Genomic DNA, 24554 nt, shown 5'->3' on the forward strand with positions numbered 1-24554 from the left:
GCATCAGCCCCTTCCTGCTCTTCTATTAAGACCTTAGCCCCAAGAAGCCGGGTACTGCTGAAGACATCCGAAATACGGACTAGTTCGTGACCGTCGGGTCATCCTTCACATGCGTGCCGGCAATCGCATCCCGTGCGGCCCGCCGGAGTTTCTTGTCGGAAACGGCACGTTCGCCCACGGCGCCCGGGGTCCAGGCGTTGACGTCCTCCTCGTTGAAGTCGGTCTTGGATGGACGACGCTTGACTGAGATGCCGGTGACGCCGTCGGCCAGCCGCCGGGTGACCAGCAGGAATCCGGTGTGGGCAACCATGCGGTGGTCCGGACGCACGGCGAGACCTTCAAGGTGCCAGCCGCGGACCATTGACTCCCATGCGTCGGGCTCCGTAAAGCGCCCGTCCGCCCGGATGGCTTCGGCGGTCCGGGACAATTGCGTCACCGTGGCCACGTAGTTGATCCAAACGCCGCCGGGGGCCAGGACCGTGGCTACCGCATCGAGGCACTCCCACGGCGCGAGCATGTCCAGCACCACGCGGTCCACCGAACCCGGAGCCTCGCTGCGCACCACTTCCTCCTGGAAGTCACCGAGCGAGATTTTCCACGCCGGGTGGGGACCTCCAAAAATTGTTTCCACGTTCCCGCGGGCGATGTCGGCGAATTCTTCGCGCCGCTCAAAAGAGTGAAGGTATCCGTTGTCCCCCACCGCGCGCAGCAGCGAGATGGACAGCGCGCCCGAGCCCACGCCGGCCTCCACCACCCGGGCACCCGGGAAGATGTCGGCCATGGTCACAATCTGGCCGGCGTCCTTGGGATAGACCACAGCCGCGCCGCGCGGCATGGAAAGCACGAAGTCCGAGAGCAACGGACGGAGCGTCTGGTACTGCTGGCCCACGTTGTTGGTGACGACTGAGCCGTCCACCTTGCCGATAATTTCGTCGTGGTTCAGGAAGCCGCGGTGGGTGTGGAAGGCCCCGCCGGCTTCAAGGGTGATGGTGTTCATGCGGCCGCGCTCATCGGTGAGCTGCACACGCTCGCCCTCCCGGAACGGACCGCGACGGCGCGCTGCGCCCACGGGCTGAACCCCGGTGGTGCACGCGGTATCAGCCGGTGCGCCCGCAGGGGTGCTGTTGGCGGCAGTTTCGCTGCTCATGAAGTATTCCTCGCTCCTGTAAAGCTGGGTGGCCGTGCGTCATGACGGCCGGGTGTCGGCCAATGAGTCCGGATGCCGATATTTCACGGCCGGCACGTAACTCTACCGGTTGTGGACCTTTGTGCGCCTGCCAGGCGGACTTACTTTCCTGTAATGGCTGTCACCACGGACGACTGGTACAGCACTCCGGTGACTCGTCCGTCCTGATCCACCACCGCGTATTCATGCCCCTCGAGCTGAGAGAGGTACTGGACTAGTTCCTGCCCCTGGGACCATTCGGGCACGTAGGCGCCCGGGCTGAGCCGGTGGGATACAGCTGTTACGGGGGTGGATCCGGCCGCTCCGGCGGGGACGGCGGCCGCCGCACCCGGGTTCACGAGCGCCTGCGGCCGTCCATCTGCTCCACACACCACAAGGGCCGGGGACCCGTCGGGTGCGAGCCGCAGCGCGTCGGCCACCGACGCTGATTCGGGAATGCCGATGGCGGGTTCGGCCAGCGCTGCGGCGTTGACCAGGTGAAGCCTGCTGCGCAGCCGCCCGTGCTGGATGGACGCGGACGCCCCCATCCACAGGAAGCCACCCACGAGTACGGTGACGAGCATGAGTGAGACGTTCGGCCGCTCTCCGCTCAGCAGGGGGAGCAGCACGAACCAGGCGGCCAGCGCCACCACGATGATCCGCCCGGCCCAGCCCGCGGCCACGGTGCCCTTCTCCTGGCTCCCGGTGGCTTTCCAGACCGCGGACTCCACCAGCCGGCCGCCGTCGAGCGGCAGCCCCGGCAGGACATTGAAGATTCCGATCAGCAGGTTTGCCCACACGAAGATGTTGGCCAGGATGCCGGCCACCCCGGTCGGCTCTGCGGTCGAAACCACCAGCCAGCCCGCGGCGGCCAGGAGCAGGTTTGCGGCGGGGCCAGCCAGGGCTACGAGGACGGAACGGCCGGGGGTGGCGGTGAAGCCTTCGAACTGCGTGTGGCCGCCCCACAGATTCAGCACGATCTTTTCCGTTGGCCAGTTGAAGATCTTGGCGGTGAGGGCGTGCGCCAGTTCGTGGACGAGTACGGATATCAGGAGCAGCAAAGCGTAGGCGAACGCGACGTAGTAGGCGGCGATGCCCAGGCCGGGCTCCTGGCGTTCAAGGACCGGCCCATAGACGATCACGGTGAAGGCCGCGATAACGAACCATGAGTAGGCCAGCACGACGCGGATGCCCGCGATCCGTCCCAGTGGAATGCCCTCGCTGCGGCCGTTCCTGTTCCGGGGCGCCCGGCCACGCGTTGCACGTTCAGTCAAGGCTCAGGCTCCGGGTTTCGGTCTCCGCCTGGTCAGGGACCCCGGCCACGAAGCCGCCTCGGGTGGCCACAAGCTGGTGCAGGTCCGCCACGGTGCGTCCTTCCAGGGAGTGCCAGGTGGTGCGGGCCGAATCTTCCGGCAGCGGGGTGATGTGCGGGATGGCCACGGTCACAACTCCTGAGGCCATGGCCGCCGCAACGCCCGGGACGGAGTCCTCCAGTGCCACGCATTCGTGGATGGTCAGGGCCGGGTCCGAGTCCCTGAGCAGTTCCACCGCTTTCAGGTAGGCCTCCGGGTGCGGCTTGCCGTTGGTGACGGTATCTCCCGTCACCAGGAATTCGAAGTAGGGCCTGGGCAGGCTGCCGGCGATTTCCCGCGCCAGGGGGCCTTCGGACATGGTCACGAGGGCGCAACGAATACCGGCCTCGTGGAGCTGGTCCAGTAGTTCCCTGGCCCCCGGGCGCCAGGGAATGGACTGCCGCACACGGCTGATGACGTGGTCCGTGAGGGTGTCGATGATTTCCCGGACTTCCAGCATCACGCCGGCCTGCTGGAGGATGCCGGCGGAAAAGACCAGCGACTGGCCCACCAGTTCCATGGCTTGCGCATGTGACCACTGGCCGCCATGGGAGGCCACGAGCGCGTGCTCGGCTTCAATCCAGTAGGGCTCGGTATCAACGATCGTGCCATCCATGTCCCACAAAGCGGCTTTGAGCAGTGGCGGGGAAGCTGAGGATCGCATGCCCTCCAGTTTACGGTGCTGGCCTCCGCCCGGTGTCCGCCCGGATGGTGTGGGCGATACGCCTTCGGCGAATAAGAGGGCGGGATCGCAGGATTGTTGCGGCCGGGGGACATTCGCGGCGCTTCATTCCATGCGTCCGCCCCGGTCTTGGACGTAGGGTGAAGGAATGAATAGCTTCGACGGAGACACCCCCGAACCTGCCGTCACCCCCGAACCGGAGCGGTTGCTGCTGCCTGTGCCCGAAGGTCAGCGGATCACTGTGATGCTGGCCGCATTTGAGGGCTGGAACGATGCCGGTGAGGCCGCGAGCGACGCCCTTCGCTACCTGAACAAACTGTGGGGCGGCAAGAAAGTGGGCTCCATAGACGCCGACGAGTACTACGACTTCCAGTTCACGCGGCCGACGATCCGGCGCACGGCTTCTGGCGAGCGGAAAATCAAATGGCCCTCCACCCGGATCTACAAGGCAAGCGCGCCGGATTCGAATGTGGACGTGATCTTCGTCCAAGGCACGGAGCCGTCCTACAAATGGCGGGCATACACGGCGGAACTGCTCGTACACGCCGAGGCCTTGCACGTCGACTACGTCATCCTCGTCGGTGCCCTGCTCGCCGATGTGCCGCACAGCAGGCCCATCCCGGTCAGCACCTCAACGGACGACAGTGCCTTGCGCGAACGCATGAACCTCGAATCGTCACAGTATGAAGGACCCGTGGGTATCGTGGGCGTATTGGCCGAAGTGGCGCTCCTCGCCGGGCTGCCCACAGTTTCGCTGTGGGCCGCTGTCCCCCACTATGTTGCCCAGGCCCCGTCCCCGAAGGCGCAGCTGGCTCTGCTTCACCGGATCGAAGAACTGCTCCAGGTGCCGCTGGACACCCAGGAACTGGTGGAGGAATCCGACGCCTGGGAACGTGGAGTGGACGAGCTGGCCACGGAGGATCCGGAGATCGCGGCCTATGTGCGGCAGCTGGAGGAGGCCAAGGACACCGCTGATCTTCCCGAAGCCAGCGGCGAGTCGATCGCACGCGAGTTCGAGCGCTACCTCAAACGCCGGGGCAAGGACAAGCCCTAAGGCTCGACGGCCCGACGCTTAGCCCGAAGGCTAGATTGGCGCCGTTAGAGCTCGACGCCGAGCAGCGCGCTGACGGCGTCACTCACCAACGCCTGGTCCAGTGCCGCACCGGCCTGGCTTCCTTGGCGTGCCTCGTCGGCCCATCGGTCCATGGCGGCGAGTGCCGCCGGGGCGTCCAGGTCGTGGGCCAACGACGCCCGCAGTTGGGCTACCAGGCCAGCTGCCGAACCCGCCGGCGCGAACGTCAGTCCGTTCCGCCAGTTCTCGAGCCTCGCTTTGGCGTCGGCAAAGCCGGCCGCTGTCCAGGACCAGTCACTGCGGTAATGATGGGCAAGGATGGCGAGCCTGATAGCCGCCGGTTCTTCCCCGTCGGCCCGGAGCTTGGAAACGAGCACCAGGTTGCCTTTGGACTTGCTCATCTTCTCCCCGTCGAGGCCCACCATGCCGGCGTGGGCAAAGTGCTTCGCCAGCGGGACGCCGGTCAAGGAATACGCGTGGCCCGCACCCATCTCGTGGTGCGGGAAGATCAGGTCAGAACCGCCGCCTTGGACGGTGAATGGTGCGGGCAGATATTTCTGTGCGATCACGGTGCATTCGATGTGCCAGCCGGGCCGCCCGGCTCCCAACTCACCGCCGGGCCAGCTTGGTTCCCCTTCGCGGGCCACCCGCCACAGGAGAGGATCCAGGGCCTGGCGCTTGCCCGCGCGTCCGGGGTCCCCGCCCCGCTCCGCAAAGAGTTCCAGCATGGCTGTTTCGGTAAGTCCCGAGACGGATCCGAGTGTCCACGCCTCCTCGTCAACTGAATGCTTGCCGGCTGCTTCGACGTCGTAGTAGACGTCGCCGTCTGGCTCTCCGGGACTGCCGGCAACACGATAGGCCAGTCCCCTGTGCAGAAGCTGCTCAATCGCAGCGACGATCTCGGGAATGGATTCGACCGCGCCGACGTAGTGGTCAGGCGAAAGGACGTTGAGGGCTTCCATGTCGGTATGGAAGAGCTTGATCTGGCTCGCTGCCAGCTCCCGCCAGTCGACGCCGGTGGCGGTGGCCCGCTCCAGCAGCGGATCGTCGATGTCGGTGACATTCTGGACGTACGCAACATGCTGGCGGCCGTCCCGCCAGGCACGGTTCAACAGATCGAACGCCACATAACTGGCCGCGTGGCCCATGTGGGTGGCGTCATAGGGAGTGATCCCGCAGACGTACATCGACTGCTCCCCCGTCGGTTCCAGGGTGACGACGGCGTTTTGGGCGGTGTCGAAAATTCGCACCGCAGGCATGCTGCCCGGGAGTTGGGGAACAGGGCGGGAGGTCCAGGATTTCACAGGCCAAGCCTAGTGCTAGGCGCTGATGACATTGAAACCGAGCAGCAAATACAGCGCCAGGCCAAGGAAAATGCGGTACCAGACGAACAGCCGGTAGCTGCGGGTGGAGACGAACTTCAGGAACCAGCCGATGATGACGTAGCCCACCACAAACGCGATAACGGTGGCCAGGGCGGTCTCAGGGAGCCCGTAGGGACCCGTGATTCCTTCTTTCGCAACCACCTTGTACAGCTGATACAGGCCGCTGCCGAACACAGCCGGGATGGCCAGCAGGAAGGAATAGCGCGCGGCCGCCTCGCGGGTGTAGCCCATCAGAAGGCCGGCGGTGATGGTGCCGCCGGAGCGGGACACGCCGGGAATCAATGCCATGGCCTGGGCCAGTCCATAAAGGATGCCGTGCTTGTACCTCAACCGGGTCAGGTCCCGTTCCTGGCTTCCCACGGCATCGGCTACGGCGAGGAAAAGACCGAAGACGATCAGGGTCGTGGCCACAATCCAAAGGCTGCGCAGAACCGATTCGATCTGGTCCTGAAAGACCAGGCCGAGAACAATGATGGGCAGGCTGCCGAGAATCACCAGCCACCCCATCCGCGCGTCGGGGTCGTTAGCGGGAACACGCCTGGCGAGCGAACCGAACCACGCCGTGACGATCCGGACGATGTCCCGCCAGAAATAAACGATCACGGCGGTCTCCGTACCCAACTGCGTGATGGCCGTAAAGGCGGCCCCGGGGTCGGCGGCGTTCGACAAGAACGAGCCAACGATGCGCAGATGGGCGCTCGAGGAAATCGGGAGGAATTCGGTCAGTCCCTGCACAAGGCCCAGAAAGGCTGCTTCAAACCAGTTCACGTTTATAGACACTACGTCATGTACAGGGTCGAATCCCCGTAAGCTACTGACATGCAGCAGCGTTATGTCGGCAACAGTGGTTTGCGCGTGTCCGCCCTTTCCCTCGGCACCATGTCCTGGGCCCGCGAAACCGATGAGCAGGATGCCTCGGCCCTGCTGCGGTCTTTCGTTGAAGCCGGTGGCACCCTGATCGACACGGCGGCGTCCTACGCGGAGGGCCAAGCCGAAGCCATGCTTGGCGCGATGCTGGGCGACGTCGTCGCCCGTTCCGAGGTGGTGATTTCCACCAAGGCGGGAATCTCGACGGCGGACGGCCGGCGCAGCGTGGATGCATCCCGGAGCGGGATGCTGTCCGGACTGGATGCGAGCCTTGCGCGGTTGGGCACCGACTATGTCGATATCTGGTTTGCCCATGCCTGGGATCCGAATGTCCCTTTGGAGGAGACGTTATCCGCCTTGGAATTCGCGGTACGCTCCGGCCGGGCCCGCTACGCGGGAGTGTCCAACTTCACCGGCTGGCAGACAGCCAAGGCGGCGGCCGTTGCGGGTTTCCCGCTGGTGGCCAGCCAGTCCGAGTACTCCCTGCTACGGCGTCAGCCGGAATCGGAAGTCATTCCGGCCATCGAAGACGCCGGACTCGGGCTCCTGGCCTGGGCGCCATTGGGCCGTGGCGTGCTGAGCGGCAAGTACCGCGGGCACATTCCTGGCGATTCGCGCGCTGCCCAGAAACGGCTTGCGGGCTACGTGGAGCCGTACCTGGACCAAGACGCTTCCAGGATCGTCGAGGCCGTGGCCATGGCGGCCCGCGGGCTGGGCCGGTCACCCCTCGATGTGTCGCTGAGCTGGCTGTTGGCCCAGCATGGAGTGGCAACCGCGATTGTGGGGCCCCGGACGCCTGTGCAGCTTAAAGAGATCCTGGATGCCCAACTGGCGCCCCTGCCGGCGGAAATCGCCCGGGCTCTTGAGGATGTTTCGGCCACCCGGGATTTCCTGAAGCAGGCGTGATCCTATGACGTCTTTACGTGGGCTGCGGCCGCGCCGGGCGGCTCAATCCTCGACTATTTCGAGGTCCTCATCCTCGTCTTCCGAGTCCTCTTCCTCGTCGATCTCCTCCACGTCGTCAATGACCTCCAATGGGGTCACTTCGCCATAGGCTTCGTAGAGGGAATCGTCATAGACTTCAAATGCATCAGCAACGGCAAAGAACGCCGCTTCGACCGTTGGGTCGCCGTCGCCCCGTCGAGCGGAGGCAGCAATAAGGTGTTCTTCCAGTGCTGTTGTCAGGGATTGAAGCGCGACACGCGGATCGATGCTCATGACTTCACGTTAGCGGGAAATGGACGAAAATGGAGAGCAATGAAGGAACATTTTCTGAACAGTTCAGTCCGCCGGGAAAGGGACTACCTGAGGCAGTACGAGTACCTGGTACTGACGGTCAGCCCTGAGGATTCGCTGCCCGAAGCCCGCCGCCTTCTGGTGGAACACTCCGAGTACGGCAAGTGGGAATTGGAGCGCAGCGTTCTTTATGTGGGTGGCGGACGCAGGTTTTGGCTCCGCCGGAAAATCACTCCGGTCCGGCGGACCGTCTAGTTACGCGGGGTGGACACCCCGGTCGCAGCCCCTGGCGCCAGTCAGGGAGTTTCCAGTGGCCCCAGCCAGGCGCTGGCCACGGTGTTGTGGGCTGACTCGTCATCGGAGGGATGAAACATTCCTGCCAGAACGTCGCGATAGAGGCGTTCGAGCTCGGAGCCACGGAAATAGCTGGAGCCGCCGGATACCCTGATGGCGAGGTCCACCACGCTCCGGGCCGTCTCGGTGGCCCGGACCTTGAGTCCCACGAGCCGGGGGAACCACTGGCTGCCCAGGTCTTCCAGTTCGTCGACGTCTGCGGCGACCCGCGACAGTTGCGGGTATAGCGCGTCCATCGCCATGGCAGCCTCCGCCACCTTCCACCGGATATCCGGATCCTGCGCGTAGCTTCGGCCGCCGTTCTTGAAGGAGGTGCGGTGCTGGACGGCCTCAACCCCCAGCGTGAAGGCCCGTTCGCCGATGCCCGTGTACACCGCGGCGAGCAGGGTCTCGAAGCAGGCGAAGATCGCAAAGATCAGGGGGTCGGCATTCGGGCCCACCGGCAGTTTGCGGAAGATTCGATCCGCAGGTACGACGGCGCCGTCCAGCACCGTGGTGTTCGACTGGCTGGCACGCATTCCCAGAGTGTCCCAGTCGGGCAGGATCTCGTAACCCGGGGTGTCCCTGGTGAGGAAGCCGTGAACCAGTTCCCCGGCGCCCTCCCCGGCCGAGGAGTCCTTGCCGAAGATCCCCAGCCTCGTCCATGCCGGCGACAGGCTGGTGAAGATCTTGCGGCCGGTGAAGCTGTAGCCGCCGTCCGGCAACGGGACGGCTTCGGTTCGCGAGTCGAACAGCACGGAGTCGTTGCCCGCCTCGGAGTTGCCGAAGGCGAAGATCTCTCCGTGCGCCGCCTCCTTGAGGACGAAGTCCAGCGACGAATCACCGCGGGCTGCCAGGACATGGGCGACGCCGGTCCACACCAGATGCATGTTGACCGCCAGCGCCGTGGCTGGCGCCGCCGTCGCCAGCCGCCTCTGCAGCTGTGCCGCGCCGCCGAGCCCTAGTCCCAGTCCGCCGTCGGCAGCAGGGACAAAAATCTCCAGGTAGCCTGCCGCCTTCAGCTCCGAGAGGTCCTCGTGGAAGAAAGCGTTGTCACGGTCGTAGCCGGCGGCGCGGCCCCGGATCCTGTCCAACAGGGAGTCGGGCAGGATATCTTCAGGGTTCATATTCGGCATTCCGGCTCCGTCATCGGGCGGCTCAGTGGTCCGTTGGTTCAGTAATTGGTGAGCAGGGTGTCCAGGACCCGTGCTCCGAACTTCAGCGAATCGGCAGGCACCCGCTCGTCAACCCCGTGGAACATCCCTGTGAAGTCCAGTTCGTCCGGAAGCATCAACGGGGCGAAGCCATAGCCGGTGATGCCGAGCCGGCTCAATGACTTGTTGTCGGTTCCGCCGGAGAGAGTGTAGGGCAGGACCTTGGCGCCGGGGTCTTCGGAATGCAGGGCATCGATCATCGAGTCGACGAGGTTACCGGCGAACGGCACCTCCAGCGAGACGTCGTTGTGCACATAGCTGATGTCCACGCCGGTGCCGGCGAGCTCACGCACGACCTCCAGTACCTGCTGTTCCTGCCCGGGCAGGGTGCGGCAGTCGATGAGTGCCTCGGCCGATTCGGGAATGACGTTGTGCTTGTAGCCGCCCTTGAGCAGGGTGGGATTGGTGGTGTTCTGCAGCGTGGCGCCCACAAAGCGGGCAACCGTGCCCAGCTCCTTGAGGAGCTTGTCCGGATCGTCCGGGTCGAATTCGACGCCGGTGAGTTCGGTGACGCCGTCGAGGAACTGCCGTGTTGTGGGCGTGAGTTCGATCGGCCAGTTGTACTCGCCGATCCGGGAGACCGCGCCCGCAAGCCGCGTCACCGCGTTGTCGGTATTGATCTGGGAGCCATGGCCGGCGCGGCCGTGCGCGACGAGGCGGAGCCAGGAGAGACCCTTTTCCGCCGTCTGGAGCAGATATGTCCGCCGGCCGCCAATGGTGGCCGAGAAGCCGCCCACCTCCGAGATCGCTTCGGTAGCGCCCTCAAAAAGTTCAGGGCGGTTGTCGACGGCGTAGCTTGCCCCGTACTTTCCGCCGGCTTCCTCGTCGGCGAAGAAGGCGAAGATGAGGTCCCGCTTGGGCTTACGTCCCGAGCGGGCAAAGTTCCGCATGACGGAGAGAATCATTGCGTCCATGTCCTTCATGTCCACCGCCCCCCTGCCCCAGATCAGGCCGTCCCTGAGCTCGGCGCCGAAGGGATCCACGGACCATTGGTCCCGCAATGCCGGGACCACGTCCAGGTGACCATGAACCACCAGGGCGCTGGCTGACGGGTCTTCCCCGGCCAGGCGCGTCACCACGCTCGCCCTGCCGGGGGCGGATTCGAAGATTTCAGCGTCCAGGCCGACCTCTGTGATCAGGCCGGCGGTGTACTCCGCCGCCTTGCGCTCCCCCGGGCCTGAGCCGTCACCGTAGTTCGAAGTATCTATTCGGATCAGTTCCTGGCAGATCCTGACAACTTCATCCTCGGGGCGTACTTCAGTCATGTTTCACTCCTCGTGGGGCGGCTTGAATGCTGGTTTCAGCCTACCCACAAGCCCCGATTATTTGTTTGGCGAAAAGTCATGCTAGAGTCTTTCTCGCTGCTTCGGAGAAATCCAAAACGCTGGAAGGCGGAAGGGATCTCCGGATTACCACCTGCGCGGGTGGCGGAATGGCAGACGCGCTAGCTTGAGGTGCTAGTCCTCGAAAGGGGGTGGGGGTTCAAGTCCCCCTCCGCGCACAAGGGAAACCCCTGGAATCCAAGGATTCCAGGGGTTTTTTTGTGTGCCCAACCGTGCGTTCAGCCGTACCAATGGATTGAGGCTAGTTCACCGGAGGCAGGCCCGTTCCGTACGTGATGGTCGTGACTTTCGTCGTGCTGACGATGATCCTGCCGTTCTGGTAGTCCTGGACGGTGCTTCCGTCGGTGGAGGTGTAATTGTCGGTGGTGGGGTAGCCTAGCTTGCCGCTTTCGAAGCCGGTGCCTGCCCATGCCGCCCGGGTTGCTCCGACGGACAAGCGGATCCCGACTGCCGGTGCCGAGACGATGGCTCCGTTCTGGAAACTCTGGTACTGGCCGCCGTCCTTGATGCCCGTGACCCTGTTCGAGTTCGGGAACCCGAGCACGCTCAAGCCGTTTGAACCGTCGAACTTGGCCTGATAGTCAGTGGACATGAACTTGCCGCTCGTTGAAGGAGACCAGTAGATGACACCGCCCTGGTACTTCTGGTAGACGCCGCCGGGAACCGGAACCTCATCGGTGGTGGGGTAGCCCAGTGTTCCGTTTTCAAAGCCGGTGCTGGCCCACGCCGCACGCGTGCCGCCGAGAGAGGCGTGCGCCCCGGTTGTCGGGGACCAGATGACCGCCCCGCTCTGGAACAACTGGTACTTGCCGCCGTCTTTGATCCCGGCTTCGCTGCTCGTCGGGTAACCCATGGCAGGGTTGTTCTTGTACTCTGCGCCGATGGCGCCTGACACGATGTACCCTCCGCTGTTGGATACGACGATAACGCCGCCCTGATAGTCCTGGGCTACTCCGCTTCCGCCGATGGGGTACTCATCCGAAGTGGGGTAGCCGAGGACGCCATTCTCAAAGCCGGCGTTGCCATAGAGCGTGCGGATGTAGCCTGTCGAAATGTGGGGGCCGGTGGCCGGAGTCCACACGATAGCGCCGCCTTGATACATCTGATAGACGCCAGCGTTCTTCAAGCCTCCCACTTCGTCGGAGGTGGCGTAACCAAGCTTCCCGTTTTCAAAGCCGGCGCTTTGCCACTTGCTTCGGATCGCACCGGTTGAGGCGTGTGCTCCAGAAGCGGGCGACCATACGATCGCGCCGCTTTGATACATCTGATACACGCCGCCATTCTTGAGGCCGCCCGCTTCATCGGAAGTGGGGTAGCCCAGAACGCCGTTTTCAAAGCCGGTGCTGGCCCACTCGTTTCGAATGGACCCGACAGAGACGCGTGCCCCATAAGACGGGGACCAGACAATGGCGCCCCCTTGGAAGCTCTGGTAGGCGCCGCCGTCTTTCAAGCCGCCGGTCTCGTTGCCGTTGGGGCTGCCAAGTCCGCTCGCAGGTCCGCCAATCGACGCGTACTTCTGAGTGATCGCGCCGAATGGATTACTTGAGTAGGGAGTGAACACGTCATCCACAGCGCCCATGACGATCCGGTCACCCGGTCGGTTCGTCTGAAGAAGCCTGTTTACCGTGCTGAGGCTGGTGGAAATGCAGCCGGCACTGGGAACCCGACCAGCGTGGAAGAAGATCGCAAAGGACGCGCCCTGAACGACTGCGCTGTCAGGCTGACGGTTGTAGTTGATGACCGCTGCCTGCTCGTAGTAGCCAAGGTTCATGTTGTCGTACAGGTTTTCGTCGGCTGGCCCGCCGGCACCTTCAAAGTACTGGTTGTAGTTTGCTCCGCGTTCCCCACCCCACCGCGACCAATAATTGATCGTATGGTAGGACAGGGCCGTTCCGGGGTTTGACCGTCCCAGCGCCTCGGTGAAGCTGAATGAGCCTGTGGGTGAGCGGTACGTGTCTTCCCACTCTTGGTTCTGCGCGGCGAAGCCGTTGATTCCTCCGTATCCCCAGTCCTGCCATTCCTGAACGTATCCGCTGCCAGAGCGTACACATGCCGTGATCGTGAGGACATCGGAGTTGCGGTCAGTGGCAGTCGCAAACGTGACTCTGTTTGCCCCGTAACCCGAGAACTTCGTTTGCCCATCGCTCAGGCGCTGGCACGGATTGTAGACCTGAGAGGAGGCCTGTGCGGCGGGAGCCATCACAAGTGATGACCCGAGCAGCGCAAGGGCTGACAGCACAAGGATTGCTGATCGCCCGTGGCCGTCGCTGAAAAGACCCATACCCATTCCCCCAACGTTTCTGGCGCCATCACGCCACAATGTCATGCCCAGCATCCAGGGCCAGCTGCCGGTATTTGCGCCATGTGATGGGGCGGCCGGCAGCGTCGTTCCCGAGCGTTCGCCACCTTGCCGTCGGCGCTGATGGCCGCACCGTCTTCGTCGAACGGCTCGTCGAAGGGATCAGCCGACCCAACTGCCGCGGCCGGTCACAAGGTCCGCACCCACGAGGCAGGGGCTCCCATTGTTGCCGCTGGTGATGTCCCGGTAGCTCAGCGAGGAGCCGTAAATGTAGCTCGAGTCCACAACGGTTCCCGCGTCAGCGGAACGTGCCGCCCACATCGGCGAGGAAGCGCTGGTGCCTCCCACCGTGAACCAGCCGGACTTGCCGTTGTACGCGGTGGAATCGTAGACGGAGACGCCGGAGGCCGGGTCAGCATCCAGGGAGACGTCAGGGGTGCCGCGTTTTCCTGCGCAATTCAGCTGGGCATACTGGCTAAACGAGGACTGTGCCGGGTTAGCGGATTCGTACGCGCTGCAACCGCCGCCGGAACTGCTCCACCCCGTTTCACTGGTCAGGGCACCGGAACTGTTCAGGTTCAGAGTTGTGCCGCCGACCGAAACCACGTTAGGGGAAGCTGACGGGTAGGTGGCCGGGGAGCCGTTGTCGCCCGCGGAGGCGAAAAAGCTGACGCCGGAACGGGTGAAGTGAGAATCGTACGTCGATTCGCCGCTGAACTCAGACCCGCCCCAGCTGTTGGACACGTACTGCGCATGCGCTGAGGCGTAGTCTTCGGCGGCCATCAGGTTGGTGAAGCTACTGCTCTTGGCCTCCACCAGCAGGATTTTGGCCCCGGGCGCCACGGCGTGAGCCCACTCTACGTCGAGGGCGATTTCCAGAGCCCAGCCGGCGTCGGTCCTTGGGTAGTTGGTGCCCCCGGTCTGGTTGACCTTGGTGAAGCATCCGTTTGCCGTGGTGCAGGAAGGTAGCCCGAACTGAGTGCTGAAGGCGTTCAAGTCGGACTCGATGCTCGGGTCGTTGTAAGCGTCCACAATGGCAATCGTTGTTCCCGCTCCGGCTGTGGATGATGTCGGGAAGCTGTAGACGCTCTTGATCGTCGAGGGCGACAGGCCGGTGGGCGATGTGTTGGTGACCGTGGGCTTAACGCGCAGCGGATGGCTTGCATAGTGCTCATGCGCCGGACCCTGGCTGTCCAGTGGTCCCGTGTCCGCAGCCGCGGCGGCCGTGGCTGGCGCCGCTGCCGCCAGAACGAGCGCGGCAAGGGTTAGGAAAATGGGCGCAGTGCGCTGGAGCGAAGACATAGGAACCCCCGGGTATGAGAAACAGAGACCGTCTCTTCCGGGCGCCGGCAGGCCACCTTTCCGGCGGCTGCCGGCGGAGGCAGGAAACTAATCGGCATGGCGCCGACGAGAGGGAGAGACCGCTCACAGGCTATGCCTCTCGAACGATTTGCGCCACACTTTTTCGGCGTGAATTAGCCAGGACCGCCCCGGCATCATGGCCCCAGTCGCCTTCGCCGAAAACAGTTGGCCGTTTCCGGCGGCCAGATGGCTGGCGCTGCCGAGGGGACGCGCCGTCAGGGAATTTTCCGGGTCCATCCGGCCGTGGACCATAAGATGGTCCCGATGATGACCACGAGGAGCGCCGCCTATGCAGTGGTGTTGGCAATTGCCTCAATCCCCCTCATCCTGGCGTCGCCTGCGGCCGCGGAGCGGTGCGGCCCGGCGGGTAACCTCGTTCCCGGGCTGATCTGCTCCCCTGCGCAGGCCAAACCGACCGCAACAGCCACGCCATCCGCCATTCCGCCGTCTGTCCCGTCCACGCCGTCGCCTGCCGTGACAGGGACGGCCCAGCCGCCGGGCGCCCCGGGCCGCGCTGTACCCGCCGCCCCCGTTGGTTCCACCGACGCAGGCCCGTCGGGTGATAGCACAGCCGAAGTTGTGCCCGCGCAGACGGAAGCCACCGCGACGGATCCTGGGGCCATGCCCGGCCCGTCCTCCCCCGCCCCGGACTCCCCGTTGCCTCCTGAAGCGGACAAAGGACGGGCCCTGGCCCCGCACGGTGCAGAACACGGGGAGTCAAACGATACCGTCGGAGCCTTCCTCCTCGCGCTTGGCGGCCTGCTGGTGGGATGGTGGGCGGCGGCGCGACTCCGCGGACCCCGCTAAAGATGCCACTCGGAGACGCGGCTCGCCATGCTTCTTACACCGGACATCTCAGCGAGACTAGCGCCCGGACGGCCCTACCGCAGCAACAACGGGATAGGTAGGTTAGGAGTTCCGGGGACTGGAGGGCTGCCGCCATGGAGCCATACAGCCACACAGGGCAGCGGAAGAGAGGCAATGACATGACGAAACCGACGAGCGTCGCATCACGGCTGGCCGAATCGCTGGCCATCGTCCTGGGCACACCGGAGGTCCCCCTCCGGTTGCGGGCATGGGACGGTTCCGAAGCCGGTCCGGAGGGGGCCCCGGTTGTGGAATTCCGGTCCCGACGAGCCTTGCGCCGGATGCTTTGGTCCCCTGGCCAGCTGGGGCTGAGCCGTGCATACGTTTCCGGCGACATCGAGGCGCCCGGCGATATCTTCGGAAGTTTCGCCGCCCTGAGTTCGGCGGGTAAATTCGCCGAAACGGGCCCTTTCCGACCTCTTACGGCACGCGAGAAATGGTCCCTGCTCCGCGCCGCCGTCGCACTCGGGGCGCTGGGGCCGAATCCGGCGCCTCCGCCGGAGGAGGCCAAGATCACCCGCCTCGGCCGGCGGCACTCCCGGCGAAGGGACGCCGCGGCAATCTCGCACCACTATGACGTGGGTAACGAGTTCTACGCGCTGGTCCTCGGACCCTCAATGGTCTACTCCTGCGCGGTCTGGAACGACGAAGAAACGGGCTTGGACGCCGCCCAGGACGCCAAACTCGACCTGGTCTGCCGCAAGCTGGGATTGCGTCCAGGCATGAGGGTCCTGGACGTGGGGTGCGGCTGGGGAAGCTTCGCCCTGCATGCCGCGCAGCGCTACGGGGTGGACGTCGTCGGAGTCACTCTCTCGACCGAGCAGGCGTCACTGGCCCGAAAGCGGGCGGCCCAGGCCGGACTCACCGAGCGAATCGAGATCCGGGTGCAGGACTATCGCGACGTCGACGACGGACCTTTCGACGCGATCAGCTCCATCGGAATGTCAGAACACGTGGGCGGCGAGCAGATCGGCAATTACGTCTCCCGGCTCTACAATCTCCTTTCCCCCGGCGGCCGCCTGCTGAATCATGCCATCTCATGGAACGCCGGACCCATCAGCCCGGATCCGGACTCCTTCATTCCCCGCTACGTCTTTCCGGACGGGGAAATGCTGAGCCTCGCCCACATGATCTCCGCCCTTGAGGCCGGCGGATTCGAAGTCCTGGACGTCGAGGCGCTGCGCCGCCATTACGCATTGACGCTCAGGGCTTGGGTCCGGAATCTGGAGGAACACTGGACCGATGCAGTCCAGGCAAGCAGCGAAGGGCGCGCGCGTATTTGGCGCCTCTACATGGCGGCCAGCGCCTTGGGTTTTGAGTCAGGGCTCACTGGCGTGAACCAGGTGCTCGTGCAACGGGCCGGTGGAGCGGAGCCGCCGCTGCGGCGCACGGAATGGATCTGAGACTGAGTGGATCGAAGGCGTCCCTGGGCAGGTGAGTCCGGGAAACCGAGTCCAGACACATGAGCCGGAGGGCCCTGGTACCCAGGGCCCTCCGGCTCTCTTACGGCTATACTTTTTCGCTGCTGCGGTCAACCACCGGCTCCTGTGGTGCACTTTCCCGCCTGCGGCGGGGGAAAGCCCAGAACTTGAAGTCCAAGTGCTCCCTCGGCTCCGAACGGGCCGACGGGGTTCTCTCGCTGCGGCGACCGGACTCCCGGCCGACTTCCTTTTTGACGTCCTGCCGGAAATCCTTGTTATGCGAGTAGCACATCACTAACCTCCTCTCCGTGATTGCCCTTTAATCGTCCTCCCGATCGGCTGCCCCGTCGACAGCATTGATGCCATTATCAGGAAATGGGCAGGAACCGGGTGGCGTTTTTTGGACTCGATGTGGACTTCCGTGCCTTGTCACATTAGATTGACGGCGGGGGGCGACCCTGGCCTGGACAGGTACAGGATGCACGCGGCAGCGGGTCGTGGTGAGAACCGCCCCACACTGGGGGCTAAATGACATTCCGATCCACTTCCGACGATGCCAGGGAGCCTGCGGCCGACTTGGTCCATCACGATGCAATGCCCGCGTCCGGGCCGGGGGCTACCGACTATTTCGCGCGGACGGGCGGCAACGTGGTTGTCGGCCGCCTGAGCGAGGGAATCGCCCGCATCACCCTCAGGCCCAACGCGCGGATCACCGAAGAGGACGGGCTTCGAACCAGAGAGCAGCTGCTGACCCTCACCGGCGGAGCGCCTGGCGGCGTCCTGTTGGAGATCACCGGGGTGGGCTCGGTGAGCCGTGAAGCAATTGGCGTGTACAGCGGAGCGGTCACGGTCACAGCGTTCGCCATTCTTGGTGGCACGCCGGTGGACCGTGTCATCGCGCACGGTCTCCTCGGCCTGCCGCTGCCAAATTGTCCCAGTCAATACTTCACGGACAGGGACCAGGCCCACAGCTGGCTCAGGTCCCAGCGTGTCCATGTGACGTGAGGTCCGCTCAAGCAACTATCGTCGTTCCATGTGCGAAGAACACTCGCTTGAGCTCACCGGCCAGATTTCCATCAACGACCTGCTGATCGAACTGGGCGAAGCCCCGGTGGTGGACGCTGCGGGGGATCCCGGGGCACGCGACACGCCGGCATCGGACTTTGAGACGCCTGTCTTGCCAGGCCTCTGAGGAGGCGTGAACCCCGTGCTGGGCCGATGGGATCGGGTTCCCCTTGCCGATGAAAGAGTGCGCAGTGTTCAAGAAGGCAGTGTTCAAAAAGACCGTAGCCATCGCGTTGCCCCTGGCCGTCATCCTGACGGCAGCGGCGTGCGCGCCGTCCATGCCCGGCCCGGCCGGACCGGCGACGTCGGAATCAACTCCTTCCGCAGCGCCGGGGACGTCCCAGCCGGCGGCAACGGATGAATGGGGGCTGGACCACTCCGGAGCGGCCCGACGCATTGGCGCAGCGGGCCTGACCGTCCTCGACGCAGAGGGCGCCGCCGAGCACATTCACACCCACCTCGATGTCTTTGTGAACGGCACAAGGGTGCCGGTGCCGGCTGACATTGGCTTCAGCTTCGGCGCCGACGGCAAGCCCAACGGAATCTCTGCCCTTCACACCCACGACACCACCGGCATCGTACACATCGAAGCACCCACCGTCGGGGCCCTCTACACCCTCGGCCAGGTCCTCACCGAATGGGGCATTCTGGACGGAACCAGCAAGCTCCCCGGAACTTCGCACGGGGGCACCGACGGCTGGACCGTCTATGTCAACGGGAACAGGCAAAACAGGGACGTCAGGGGCGTCGTATTGGAAGCGCACGACGAAATTGTCCTAACTTTCGGTCAAGCCCCGGCGCCGGTGACCGCCACTTATGAATTCCCGACGGGTTACTGACGCCTGCTCGCTGGGACAATAGGTTCATGAGCGCCATCATCGTCGGATGGAATCCAGACCACTGGAACGAATGGAACTATGGGTCGGTGGTCCTGCATGTACAGGAAACCGGTCAGTTCGTTCACCACTGGAGCGTAGGACGACGTCGGACCGACCTGGCGGGTGCGGACGCCTGGCTGGTGTGGCAGGGCAGGCAAGGGCCGGGATTGATCGGCCATGGCAGAATCGTGTCCGGTCCCCCACCGTCCGCTCCCGGCGGTCCGGGGACCTCAGCGATGTTGGTCCCCGTCGCTTTTGACTCACTGCTGCCACTGGGCGACCAGATAGCGGCGGACGTCCTCGAGGAACGCATCCCCGGTGTTCGTTGGAACAGCGTTTATGGCTCGGGCATGTGCATCAATCAGGAGGATGAGGCGAAAATCAGGGATCTGTGGCGGGAGCTGGGCCCCGAACCGTCCCCGGATCCCACGCAGCCGGTCCCCGGCACCTATCCCGGGGCCGCTATCAGCCGGGTGGATGTGAACCGCTATGAACGCGATGAGCACGCACGGAGGTTGTGCCTCGCCCATTACGGTACGAACTGTGCCGCCTGCGGGTTTTCCTTCGAGATGGTCTATGGCGAGATCGGCAAGGACTTCATTCACGTCCACCACGTTGTCCCGGTTGCCGAGCTGGGCAGCGGCTATGAGCTGGACCCGATCACCGACCTCGTGCCGCTCTGCGCTAATTGCCATGCGATGGCGCACCGGGGCGTCACCACGCCGCGCACACCCTCGGAACTGCGGCGGATCATTGGGGCCGCCGGGTATCTGCAAGGCCAGGTGCTTGAATCCGCCGAACTTGAGGCGCTGCGGAACGCCCGACGGATCATGGGTGCGACTTCCGACTAGGCGTTCGGCGGTTGCCGGCGCACGCGACGCGCGCCGGCGCCCTTAGGCCCTGTCCGCTGGCTCCAGCGCATTCCGCATCACTTTGATCAGCGAATTGAAGCGCTCGTTAGCGGGCAGATCGTCAAGAAGCACTGGCCCGTCGGGCCCCTCCAACGGTATCCGCCAGTTGGGGTGCTCAGCCTCCGTGCCCGGCTGGTTTTGTGTGCGGGTTTCTCCCACAGCGTCCACGAGTGCCACGCCCAGAAGTACCGAAGGCGTTAGCGCCGTAAAGGCGTAGAGTGCCTCGACCGTCTGCTGGACGCTGCTGTGTGCCGGATCCGGTAAGAGCCCGTGGTCGCGGACGAGGGCCAGTACCGCTTCCTGCTCGGCTCTGGCCGCCGCGTGTTCCTCCTCCACGGGGCGCGCGAGCAGTCCCAGCGATTCACGAAGCGTGACGTGGTCACCTGCAAGGTAGCCGGCGGTCGGCGGCAGGTCATGCGTGTTGACGCTCGTGAGGCATTGGGGCCGGTAGCGTTCGGGCGGCAGCGGGCCGTCGGCGTCGTACTCGAACCACAGGATGGAGGTGCCGAAAATGCCGCGCTCGGATAGGTAGTCGCGGACCCACGGCTCGAAGACCCCTAGATCCTCGCCGATCACGATCGCGCCGGCACGTTGGGCTTCGAGGGCAAGAATCCCGATGAGGGCCTCATGGTCGTAATACACATAGGTTCCCTCCGCGGGCCCTGCGCCGGCAGGCACCCACCACAGGCGGAAAAGGCCGAGGATGTGGTCAACGCGGACTCCGCCCGCATGGCGCAGGACGGTTCGAAGCATGTCACGGTAGGGCCCGTAGCCGGTTTCCGCGAGCCGGCCGGGGTGCCATGGCGGCTGGGTCCAGTTCTGGCCTTGCTGGTTGAACATGTCCGGCGGTGCTCCCACCGTGACGCCCCGGGCGAGAACGTCCTTGAGCATCCAGGCGTCGGCGCCGCCCATTTTCACGCCCACTGCAAGGTCGTGAACAACGCCAATGGGCATGCCCGACTGGACGGCCGAACGTTGCGCAGCTTCCAGCTGCTGGTCGCAGATCCATTGCAGCCACCGGTGGAACTCCACGCGGTCCGACAGCTGTTCCCGCATTGCCTGCGAATATGCGGAGTCCGGCGATGACGCCGGGCCGGCCCACTCGGGTGCGGAGGGCGGCAGTTCCTCGGCGAGCGCGCACCATAGTGCGAAGTCGTCGAGTCCCCTGCCGTGTCCCGAGCAGAAGTCCTCATACGACGCGGCGCGCCGGGCGCTTCGGGGAACGCGGAAAATCAGTTCAAGGGAAGCCAGCTTTGCTTCGTAGCTGGAGTTGCGGTCCAGGAGTCCGCCGCTGGCATTCGCGGCATGCAGCCGGGTGGCGTGCTTTTCCACCTGGGTGCGGGATTCGGAGTCGAGATAGCCGTATTCGGGGATGTCCTCGACGCGGATGTACAGGGGGTTGAAGAAGCGCCGCGTGGTGGGCAGATAGGGCGAGTCCTCGATGGGAGGGCAGGGTTCTGCGGCGTGCAGGGGATTGACCAGCACGAAGCCGGCGCCGTCGCGTCCCGATGCCGCTGCAAGATCGGCGAGGTCGGCGAAATCGCCCACCCCCCATGACCGGGACGATCTCACGGAGTAGAGCTGGGCCGTAAGCCCCCAGTGGCGGGTCCCCTGCAGCCGCTGTGTGGTTTCGAGCCGCTCCGGCGTTACCACGAGAGTGCACTCCGCGTGGTCCCCGGCGGCGTCCGCGTGCAGGGTGTGCCAACCAAGCGGGAGAAATCCGGGAAGAGCAAAGCTTGCCCGTCCTTTGAGAATGCCGTCCACCTCCCTCGGTTCCTCCCAATGGTCCCGCTGCGGAACGTCGAGGTGTGTTCCGTCCTCGAGGCTGATCCAGAGATTCACCGGATCCCCGTGGGGAACGTGGGCGGCGACGACGGACTCGCGGCCCTCCCGGACCACCACAACTGGAGGCAGCAGGCGTCGCCACGGGGCCAGCTCCGCGTCCTTCAAGGCCTCCAGCATGTCCCCGGAGGTCCGGGCATGGATCCCCAGTGAGGTCAGCACACTCAGCAATGTCGAGGAGGAGACGTCGTGTTCCATGCCGTCCCAGCCGCGAAAGGAAATGCCCACCCCATGGGCCGACGCCAGTTTGCGGAGTAGCTCTTCGTCTTTTTCGTGGTCACCTAAGCCTGCCATGGCCTTTACTCTATTGGGTGGCGGGTCGAGGGCAACCTCACGGGGGCAATTTACGTACGCCTGATGTGCGCTTCGCCGACCAATTCGTGCAGTCCCTCGACTGCCGCGGCCAGGGACATGTCGGGGGACGCAGCAACGAACGGCATCAGGAGGTGGTTCTCCTTGTCCAGGTGCAAGGCAAAGATCCGTTGGATGGCCCCGGCGGCCACGGCGGCAGCAACCCCTTTGGCGCTCCTGAATTCCTCCACGAGACCCACGATCACTTGATGTTCGGCCAGCATGCCCTCCACCAGCAGCTTGCCTTCCGCCGATCCCCGAGGTCCCCCGTACAGCGGGCCCTCTTCGGCGAGTGCATGGGGCACCAGATCGTTTTCGCACCATTCAAGGAGAACCTCGTGGGCGTCGTGCTCGGCTACGGAATCCCTTACCTCGACAGAATGCGTCAAGGCAGCCACCAAGGCGGTGAGCCGCTTGAGCATGCTGGCGTGGTGCCGCTCCACAGCCTCCATGGCCGTGTTTTCGGCCCCTGCATCTTTGTGTATCGGCTGGTTCATGACCTCTCCCGGGCTGGACGGAGTTGAAGTGCGGCGGGGCAGGAAGCTTCCGGCCGTCTTGTGACCGCATCCACTTTCACTCTAGGGACTGCCGGCAACCGGGCAAGGGGCTTTGGGCCCCCTCCCCCGGGCCCGCCCCGGGGTCCCGGCTTCGCCTGCAGCGGCCGCCGGGCTAGCCTTGGATCCTATGGTTGACGTCGAACGGTTCAGAATCCTCCTCGAAGCGGAGCGGGAACGAAGAATGATCTTAATCCCGGCCTTGCGCGAGGATATCAGCGCAGCCAACGCGGCCCGCCAGGACTCCAACGTCGACGACGAGCACGATCCTGAAGGAGCCACCATCGCCTTCGAGCTTTCCCAAGCGTCCGCGCTCATGCGGCAAAGCAACGAGTCCCTCCAACAGGTCGAGGCTGCGCTGCGACGGATCGCGGCGGGCAGCTACGGGCGCTGTGAAGTCTGCGGTGCCCCCATTGCCGAAGGACGGCTCGAGGCACGGCCGTGGACGCCCTTTTGCATTGACCACGCACGCGGGCAATCCGGCGGCAGGGCATGAGCAATATGGCCGATAGTCTGTGGCAGAGAATCGTTTCCAGTCTTACCCAGTCACCTTCTCCTCATGTGACGACGGTGGAATTGGTGCTGGTGGTGCTGGTTGCTGTTGTGCTCTCCCTGCCGCGGCTATCGTGGCGTTACTTTGGCCTCCTTGCGACGGTGACCCATGAACTGGGCCATGCCTTTTCCGCCCTGATGACCGGACAACGGCTCGGGGGCATCCGGCTGAACCTGGACCATTCCGGAACCACCACCACCTACAGCCGGGGAGGCTTCCCCGCAGTCTGGTCCATGTTCTGGGGCTACCCCGTGCCGGGTGTAGTTGGGGCAGCCATGGTCTGGTCGGGTTTCCACGGCTGGGGCCCCGCCGCCCTGTCGGGCGGCACAGTCATCCTGTGGCTTTCGCTGCTGTTCCTGCGCAACGCCATCGGCTTCATCATCACGTTCACAGCACTTGCCGCGTCGGTGCTTCTGGCACTTTTCGTGCCGCCCGAATTCACGGGCCATGTGGTGATCGCACTTGGCCTGGCCCTGCTCGTGGCCGCGGTCCGTGATCTGGCCAAGCTCGCCAACGTTCACCTCCGGCGCCGGGAGAAGCTGGCGAGCTCCGACGCGCACCTCCTGTACAGGGCAACGTCCGTGCCGTCCTTCGTCTGGATTGCGCTTTTCTCGGCCGTGGTGGCGGGAGCCTGGTGGGTCGCCTGGCAGCCGGTGGCCCTGGTCCTCGCCTCTCTTGCCATGGGGCCGACATAAAGTGGAAGCATGACTTCTGAAATCCAGTCCGGCACCATGCCCCACGCTGATCACAGCTTCAGCACCCGCGGCGCCTATGTCACAGGCGGAGAAGAGTTCACCAGGGACACCAACTACATCGAGGACCGGATAACCCGCAACGCCGCACCGGGCCAGCAGGGCGAGCCCGGGTGGCCCGTGGAACCCGGAAGGTACCGGCTGATTGCTGCCCGTGCCTGCCCGTGGGCAAACAGAACGGTGATTGTTCGCCGGTTGCTGGGTTTGGAGGACGTGATTTCGCTCGGGCAGCCCGGACCGACACACGATGCACGCTCCTGGACCTTCGATCTGGACCCGGGCGGAGTTGACCCCGTGCTCGGCATCGAGCGGATCCAGGATGCCTACTTCCGCAGGTTCCCGGACTATCCCCGCGGAATCACCGTTCCGGCCATCGTGGAGGTACCCACGGGCCAGGTGGTCACCAATAACTTTCCGCAGATCACCCTCGACTTCTCCACGGAGTGGACGGAATACCACCGGCCCGGAGCTCCCGACCTCTACCCGGAGTCCTTGCGCCAGGAGATCGACACGGTCAACAAACGGGTGTTTACGGAAGTCAACAACGGGGTGTACCGCTGCGGCTTCGCCGGCTCCCAGGCCGCCTATGATGCTGCCTATCAAAGGCTCTGGACCGCCCTGGACTGGTTGGAGCAGCGGCTTGCGGGCCAGCGCTTCCTGGTCGGGGAGACCATCACCGAAGCGGACGTACGCCTGTTCACCACCCTGGTCCGGTTCGACGCGGTGTACCACGGCCACTTCAAGTGCAACCGGCAAAAGCTCAGCGAAATGCCGGCGCTGTGGGGCTACGCCCGGGACCTCTTCCAGACTCCGGGCTTCGGCGACACCATCGACTTCGTCCAAATCAAACAGCATTACTACATCGTCCACGAGGACATCAACCCCACGAGGATTGTTCCCCAGGGGCCGGAACTCTCGGGCTGGTTGACGGACCACGGACGTGAACGGCTGGGCGGCCGTCCCTTCGGCGACGGCACAGCACCGGGCCCGGTCCACGACGGCGAAGAAGTGGCGCCGGGACACGGCGCTCACTGAGTGCGCGGCGCCGGC

The 24554-nt window shown here is 64.6% G+C and carries 24 protein-coding genes and 1 tRNA gene; 13 read left to right on the forward strand and 12 right to left on the reverse strand.

Annotated features, from left to right (window positions below):
- Positions 1 to 79: 79 nt before the first annotated feature.
- The 3 genes from ACP4XC_RS11275 to ACP4XC_RS11285 form a co-directional block, all read right to left on the reverse strand.
- A complete protein-coding gene (locus ACP4XC_RS11275; protein ID WP_427169579.1) occupies positions 80 to 1147 on the reverse strand; it encodes a tRNA (adenine-N1)-methyltransferase in 1068 nt (355 codons plus the stop codon).
- 140 nt (positions 1148 to 1287) lie between these two features.
- Positions 1288 to 2439, reverse strand: a complete 1152-nt coding sequence (locus tag ACP4XC_RS11280) for a site-2 protease family protein (protein WP_427169581.1) — start codon at positions 2437 to 2439, stop codon at positions 1288 to 1290.
- The gene (locus tag ACP4XC_RS11285; RefSeq protein ID WP_427169583.1) at positions 2432 to 3181 is read right to left on the reverse strand and encodes an HAD family hydrolase; all 750 of its coding nucleotides are present in this window, start codon (positions 3179 to 3181) and stop codon (positions 2432 to 2434) included. Before ACP4XC_RS11285 ends, ACP4XC_RS11280 begins: the two co-directional genes overlap by 8 nt.
- Positions 3182 to 3347: 166 nt before the next feature.
- On the opposite strand from ACP4XC_RS11285, the gene ACP4XC_RS11290 reads away from it, so the two are divergent.
- Positions 3348 to 4253 carry a PAC2 family protein gene (locus tag ACP4XC_RS11290; protein ID WP_427169585.1) on the forward strand — a complete coding sequence of 302 codons (906 nt, stop codon included), beginning with the start codon at positions 3348 to 3350 and terminating at the stop codon, positions 4251 to 4253.
- A gap of 44 nt (positions 4254 to 4297) precedes the next feature.
- Here ACP4XC_RS11290 and mshC read toward each other — a convergent pair whose 3' ends face one another.
- Together mshC and ACP4XC_RS11300 are read right to left on the reverse strand one after the other, a co-directional pair.
- Positions 4298 to 5575 (reverse strand): cysteine--1-D-myo-inosityl 2-amino-2-deoxy-alpha-D-glucopyranoside ligase, encoded by a 1278-nt coding sequence (gene mshC, locus ACP4XC_RS11295; protein ID WP_427169587.1) that lies wholly within the window; start codon positions 5573 to 5575, stop codon positions 4298 to 4300.
- Between the two features lie 15 nt (positions 5576 to 5590).
- Entirely contained in the window at positions 5591 to 6424 is an 834-nt protein-coding gene (locus tag ACP4XC_RS11300) for an undecaprenyl-diphosphate phosphatase (protein WP_427169590.1), read from the reverse strand.
- A 51-nt stretch (positions 6425 to 6475) separates the two neighbouring features.
- Here ACP4XC_RS11300 and ACP4XC_RS11305 point away from each other — a divergent pair, with 51 nt between their 5' ends.
- A complete protein-coding gene (locus ACP4XC_RS11305) occupies positions 6476 to 7429 on the forward strand; it encodes an aldo/keto reductase (RefSeq protein WP_427169593.1) in 954 nt (317 codons plus the stop codon).
- A gap of 42 nt (positions 7430 to 7471) precedes the next feature.
- On the opposite strand, the gene ACP4XC_RS11310 is transcribed toward ACP4XC_RS11305, so the two are convergent.
- Complete coding sequence (locus ACP4XC_RS11310; protein ID WP_427169595.1) at positions 7472 to 7741, reverse strand: hypothetical protein; 270 nt, start codon at positions 7739 to 7741, stop codon at positions 7472 to 7474.
- 39 nt (positions 7742 to 7780) lie between these two features.
- Between ACP4XC_RS11310 and ACP4XC_RS11315 the strand changes: the two genes are divergently transcribed.
- Positions 7781 to 8014: a DUF5703 family protein gene (locus ACP4XC_RS11315; RefSeq protein ID WP_427169597.1), complete on the forward strand. Its 234-nt coding sequence runs from the start codon at positions 7781 to 7783 to the stop codon at positions 8012 to 8014.
- A gap of 41 nt (positions 8015 to 8055) precedes the next feature.
- On the opposite strand, the gene ACP4XC_RS11320 is transcribed toward ACP4XC_RS11315, so the two are convergent.
- Positions 8056 to 9219: an acyl-CoA dehydrogenase family protein gene (locus ACP4XC_RS11320; RefSeq protein ID WP_427175090.1), complete on the reverse strand. Its 1164-nt coding sequence runs from the start codon at positions 9217 to 9219 to the stop codon at positions 8056 to 8058.
- 47 nt (positions 9220 to 9266) lie between these two features.
- Positions 9267 to 10571, reverse strand: coding sequence for a M20/M25/M40 family metallo-hydrolase (locus tag ACP4XC_RS11325; protein WP_427169599.1), 1305 nt, complete (start codon positions 10569 to 10571; stop codon positions 9267 to 9269).
- 153 nt (positions 10572 to 10724) lie between these two features.
- Here ACP4XC_RS11325 and ACP4XC_RS11330 point away from each other — a divergent pair.
- Positions 10725 to 10807 (forward strand) — tRNA-Leu (locus tag ACP4XC_RS11330).
- A gap of 83 nt (positions 10808 to 10890) precedes the next feature.
- On the opposite strand, the gene ACP4XC_RS11335 is transcribed toward ACP4XC_RS11330, so the two are convergent.
- On the reverse strand, positions 10891 to 12930 hold the full coding sequence (locus tag ACP4XC_RS11335) for a hypothetical protein (RefSeq protein WP_427169601.1): 2040 nt from the start codon (positions 12928 to 12930) through the stop codon (positions 10891 to 10893).
- Positions 12931 to 13110: 180 nt separating this feature from the next.
- A complete protein-coding gene (locus ACP4XC_RS11340) occupies positions 13111 to 14250 on the reverse strand; it encodes a S53 family peptidase (RefSeq protein WP_427169603.1) in 1140 nt (379 codons plus the stop codon).
- Positions 14251 to 14574: 324 nt separating this feature from the next.
- Here ACP4XC_RS11340 and ACP4XC_RS11345 point away from each other — a divergent pair, with 324 nt between their 5' ends.
- The 6 genes from ACP4XC_RS11345 to ACP4XC_RS11370 all read left to right on the forward strand — a co-directional run bounded on the left by ACP4XC_RS11345 (position 14575) and on the right by ACP4XC_RS11370 (position 19392).
- On the forward strand, positions 14575 to 15117 hold the full coding sequence (locus ACP4XC_RS11345; RefSeq protein WP_427169605.1) for a hypothetical protein: 543 nt from the start codon (positions 14575 to 14577) through the stop codon (positions 15115 to 15117).
- Positions 15118 to 15296: 179 nt separating this feature from the next.
- The gene (locus ACP4XC_RS11350) at positions 15297 to 16580 is read left to right on the forward strand and encodes a class I SAM-dependent methyltransferase (protein ID WP_427169608.1); all 1284 of its coding nucleotides are present in this window, start codon (positions 15297 to 15299) and stop codon (positions 16578 to 16580) included.
- Positions 16581 to 17126: 546 nt separating this feature from the next.
- Complete coding sequence (locus ACP4XC_RS11355; protein ID WP_427169610.1) at positions 17127 to 17603, forward strand: hypothetical protein; 477 nt, start codon at positions 17127 to 17129, stop codon at positions 17601 to 17603.
- 28 nt (positions 17604 to 17631) lie between these two features.
- Entirely contained in the window at positions 17632 to 17790 is a 159-nt protein-coding gene (locus ACP4XC_RS11360; RefSeq protein ID WP_427169612.1) for a hypothetical protein, read from the forward strand.
- Between the two features lie 64 nt (positions 17791 to 17854).
- Entirely contained in the window at positions 17855 to 18502 is a 648-nt protein-coding gene (locus tag ACP4XC_RS11365) for a hypothetical protein (RefSeq protein WP_427169614.1), read from the forward strand.
- A 26-nt stretch (positions 18503 to 18528) separates the two neighbouring features.
- A complete protein-coding gene (locus tag ACP4XC_RS11370; RefSeq protein ID WP_427169617.1) occupies positions 18529 to 19392 on the forward strand; it encodes an HNH endonuclease in 864 nt (287 codons plus the stop codon).
- Positions 19393 to 19434: 42 nt separating this feature from the next.
- On the opposite strand, the gene malQ is transcribed toward ACP4XC_RS11370, so the two are convergent.
- Complete coding sequence (gene malQ / locus ACP4XC_RS11375) at positions 19435 to 21588, reverse strand: 4-alpha-glucanotransferase (protein ID WP_427169619.1); 2154 nt, start codon at positions 21586 to 21588, stop codon at positions 19435 to 19437.
- A 50-nt stretch (positions 21589 to 21638) separates the two neighbouring features.
- Complete coding sequence (locus ACP4XC_RS11380; protein WP_427169621.1) at positions 21639 to 22142, reverse strand: hemerythrin domain-containing protein; 504 nt, start codon at positions 22140 to 22142, stop codon at positions 21639 to 21641.
- A 187-nt stretch (positions 22143 to 22329) separates the two neighbouring features.
- Here ACP4XC_RS11380 and ACP4XC_RS11385 point away from each other — a divergent pair, with 187 nt between their 5' ends.
- The 3 genes from ACP4XC_RS11385 to ACP4XC_RS11395 are packed head-to-tail and all read left to right on the forward strand — an operon-like array spanning position 22330 to position 24539.
- Positions 22330 to 22695 (forward strand): TraR/DksA family transcriptional regulator, encoded by a 366-nt coding sequence (locus ACP4XC_RS11385; protein WP_427169623.1) that lies wholly within the window; start codon positions 22330 to 22332, stop codon positions 22693 to 22695.
- Positions 22692 to 23447 (forward strand): M50 family metallopeptidase, encoded by a 756-nt coding sequence (locus ACP4XC_RS11390; RefSeq protein WP_427169625.1) that lies wholly within the window; start codon positions 22692 to 22694, stop codon positions 23445 to 23447. The genes ACP4XC_RS11385 and ACP4XC_RS11390 overlap by 4 nt, the downstream gene beginning before the upstream one ends.
- 9 nt (positions 23448 to 23456) lie before the next feature.
- Positions 23457 to 24539, forward strand: coding sequence for a glutathione S-transferase family protein (locus ACP4XC_RS11395; RefSeq protein WP_427169627.1), 1083 nt, complete (start codon positions 23457 to 23459; stop codon positions 24537 to 24539).
- The last annotated feature ends 15 nt before the right edge of the window (positions 24540 to 24554 follow it).

This window comes from Arthrobacter sp. 92, from assembly GCF_050260325.1.
Classification (GTDB): domain Bacteria; phylum Actinomycetota; class Actinomycetes; order Actinomycetales; family Micrococcaceae; genus Arthrobacter.

Excerpts from the sequence above, each read along its gene's own strand:
- ACP4XC_RS11275 (WP_427169579.1), bottom strand. The coding sequence starts at position 1,147 with ATGAGCAGCGAAACTGCCGCCAACAGCACCCCTGCGGGCGCACCGGCT.
- ACP4XC_RS11285 (WP_427169583.1), bottom strand. The coding sequence starts at position 3,181 with ATGCGATCCTCAGCTTCCCCGCCACTGCTCAAAGCCGCTTTGTGGGAC.
- ACP4XC_RS11290 (WP_427169585.1), top strand. The coding sequence starts at position 3,348 with ATGAATAGCTTCGACGGAGACACCCCCGAACCTGCCGTCACCCCCGAA.
- ACP4XC_RS11305 (WP_427169593.1), top strand. The coding sequence starts at position 6,476 with ATGCAGCAGCGTTATGTCGGCAACAGTGGTTTGCGCGTGTCCGCCCTT.
- ACP4XC_RS11310 (WP_427169595.1), bottom strand. The coding sequence starts at position 7,741 with ATGAGCATCGATCCGCGTGTCGCGCTTCAATCCCTGACAACAGCACTG.
- ACP4XC_RS11315 (WP_427169597.1), top strand. The coding sequence starts at position 7,781 with ATGAAGGAACATTTTCTGAACAGTTCAGTCCGCCGGGAAAGGGACTAC.
- ACP4XC_RS11320 (WP_427175090.1), bottom strand. The coding sequence starts at position 9,219 with ATGAACCCTGAAGATATCCTGCCCGACTCCCTGTTGGACAGGATCCGG.
- ACP4XC_RS11325 (WP_427169599.1), bottom strand. The coding sequence starts at position 10,571 with ATGACTGAAGTACGCCCCGAGGATGAAGTTGTCAGGATCTGCCAGGAA.
- ACP4XC_RS11335 (WP_427169601.1), bottom strand. The coding sequence starts at position 12,930 with ATGGGTCTTTTCAGCGACGGCCACGGGCGATCAGCAATCCTTGTGCTG.
- ACP4XC_RS11340 (WP_427169603.1), bottom strand. The coding sequence starts at position 14,250 with ATGTCTTCGCTCCAGCGCACTGCGCCCATTTTCCTAACCCTTGCCGCG.
- ACP4XC_RS11345 (WP_427169605.1), top strand. The coding sequence starts at position 14,575 with ATGATGACCACGAGGAGCGCCGCCTATGCAGTGGTGTTGGCAATTGCC.
- ACP4XC_RS11350 (WP_427169608.1), top strand. The coding sequence starts at position 15,297 with ATGACGAAACCGACGAGCGTCGCATCACGGCTGGCCGAATCGCTGGCC.
- ACP4XC_RS11355 (WP_427169610.1), top strand. The coding sequence starts at position 17,127 with ATGACATTCCGATCCACTTCCGACGATGCCAGGGAGCCTGCGGCCGAC.
- ACP4XC_RS11360 (WP_427169612.1), top strand. The coding sequence starts at position 17,632 with ATGTGCGAAGAACACTCGCTTGAGCTCACCGGCCAGATTTCCATCAAC.
- ACP4XC_RS11370 (WP_427169617.1), top strand. The coding sequence starts at position 18,529 with ATGAGCGCCATCATCGTCGGATGGAATCCAGACCACTGGAACGAATGG.
- malQ (WP_427169619.1), bottom strand. The coding sequence starts at position 21,588 with ATGGCAGGCTTAGGTGACCACGAAAAAGACGAAGAGCTACTCCGCAAA.
- ACP4XC_RS11380 (WP_427169621.1), bottom strand. The coding sequence starts at position 22,142 with ATGAACCAGCCGATACACAAAGATGCAGGGGCCGAAAACACGGCCATG.
- ACP4XC_RS11385 (WP_427169623.1), top strand. The coding sequence starts at position 22,330 with ATGGTTGACGTCGAACGGTTCAGAATCCTCCTCGAAGCGGAGCGGGAA.
- ACP4XC_RS11390 (WP_427169625.1), top strand. The coding sequence starts at position 22,692 with ATGAGCAATATGGCCGATAGTCTGTGGCAGAGAATCGTTTCCAGTCTT.
- ACP4XC_RS11395 (WP_427169627.1), top strand. The coding sequence starts at position 23,457 with ATGACTTCTGAAATCCAGTCCGGCACCATGCCCCACGCTGATCACAGC.